General features: G+C 62.2%; 1 protein-coding gene. It reads left to right on the top strand.

Annotation, left to right across the window (positions count from 1 at the left end):
• On the top strand, window positions 1-2113 hold a 2113-nt coding region (locus HP499_RS23630; RefSeq protein WP_172326479.1), incomplete at both ends, for an ATP-dependent helicase.

The raw sequence follows: 2113 nt of genomic DNA, 5'->3' as shown, positions 1-2113 counted from the left end.
CTTTTGGGGGCCGACGACCTCGAACCAAAAGTCTCCACGTATCACTCGTATGCAAGCGGCATCGTGTCCGATTACGGGCTGCGGCTGGGGATCGAGCGGGATGTGGTCCTGCTGGGCGGGGCACAGTCCTGGCAGTTGGCCAGTGAAGTAGTGGAGGCCTACGACGGCGACTACCAGCACTTCACGGCCGCCAAGTCCACATTGGTCAATGCCGTGATCCAGTTGGCGGGGGAGTGCGCCGAACACCTTCAGGATCCAGCTTCGGTCCGGAATTGGGTGCTGGAGCGGGTTGAGGCGTTCGAGCAACTTCCCTACGCAGCTGGAGCCAACAAGAATCCCACCCAGGCAGCAGCTTCCTTGGCGGCCATGCTCAGGACCCGTGCCAGCGTGGCAGATATGGTGGTGCGCTACCAGGAAGCGAAGCGGCACCGCGGAGTCCTTGATTTCGGCGACCTTGTGGCCCTTGCTGCCCGGATCGCCAGTGACATCCCGCTCGCGGCGTCTACAGAGAGGGCCCGGTACAAAGTGGTTCTTCTGGACGAGTTCCAGGACACCTCCCATGCCCAACTGGTGCTTTTCTCGCGTCTGTTCGGCCGGGGACACGCCGTTACTGCAGTGGGCGATCCCAACCAGTCCATCTACGGCTTCCGCGGTGCCTCAGCCGGACAGCTCTTCCATTTTGTGCAGGAGTTTCCCGTGAGGCATGTAGATACAAAGGATGGCTCTGAGACCTATTCAGTGGCCCCAACCTCGTATCTGACCACCGCTTGGCGGAACGGCAGGAATATCCTTGAGGCAGCCAATACCATCGCCGCTCCCTTGAACAAGGCGGTGGCAGCGGATGGCCCTGCAGGGGAGAGGGCTGCAGCAGGCAACGTCCCGGTTCCGGCGCTGGTCCCGAGTCCGGGAGCGGTGGATGGCAGCGTGGTTATCGGTCGTTTCAGCACCGACGAGGATGAAGCAGCAGTCATAGCCCGCGACGTCCGCCGCTATCAGAGGACTGTCTTCGAGGAAGAGGGTGACGGAACGCCCGTTAAGCCCACCATGGCGGTCCTGTGCCGGCGTCGTGCACAGATGGAGTGTCTCCGCCGGGAATTCGAGCTGCAAGGAATCGCCTACGAGATCGTGGGTCTTGGGGGCTTGCTGGATACCCCGGAAATCGTAGACCTGGTCGCTACCCTGCGCGTCTTGGCTGACCCAGGGCGGTCCGACGCCCTGATGAGGCTGCTGTCCGGGGCCCGATGGCGTATCGGCCCGGCAGACCTGATGGCTTTCCATGACTGGTCGCGCTTCCTGGCCCGCCGCCGCTCGCACCCGGGCACCGCAGCCGAATCCATGGATGACAACGAGGAACCGTCGGTAGTGGTTGAAAGTGACATCACCGATGCCTCCAGCCTGGTGGAGGCCCTGGATTTCCTGCCCAAGCCCGGCTGGATATCCGGCCATGGCCGGACCCTAAGCGCAACAGCCCTGGAAAGACTGTCCCGACTTTCTTCAGAACTTCGTTCGCTGAGGAGCTACATCGGGGATGATCTCACCACGCTCCTTGGCGAGGTTGAGCGTGCCATGCTCCTGGACATTGAGGTGGCCGCCAAACCTGGAATCAGCATCCACCAGGCCCGCAGGAACCTGGATGCTTTCCAGGATGCAGCGGCCGGGTTCCTGCAGACATCCCAGCGCATTGATCTGCTGGCATTCCTGGCCTGGTTGGAAGCGGCGGCATCCGAAGAAGGCGGATTGGATCTGGCCCCGGTGGAGACCAATCGGGAAGCAGTGCAGTTGTTGACGGTTCACGCCTCCAAAGGCTTGGAGTGGGACGTTGTCTTCGTCCCTGGTCTTAACACGGGATCATTCCCCAGTACCAGGGATTCACGGTGGTCCAGTGGAGCTGCTGCCTTGCCCTGGCCGTTGCGGGGTGACCGTGCAGACCTGCCGCAGTGGGACCTGGACCAACCTGACCAAAAGGGATGGCTGGACGCGGAGAAGGATTTCAAGTCCGAGGTCCAGCATCACGGTGAAGCCGAGGAACGGCGGCTTGCTTACGTGGCCTACACGCGGGCGAAGTTCATCCTGTGGGCGTCAAGCGCTGCCTGGAACGGCTCGCGATCCGGAA

It is taken from the genome of Paenarthrobacter sp. CM16 (genome assembly GCF_013179505.1).
Classification (GTDB): Bacteria; Actinomycetota; Actinomycetes; order Actinomycetales; family Micrococcaceae; genus Arthrobacter.
Note: the sequence above shows the minus strand (reverse complement) of the source record. Positions and strands in the feature narration are given on the sequence as shown.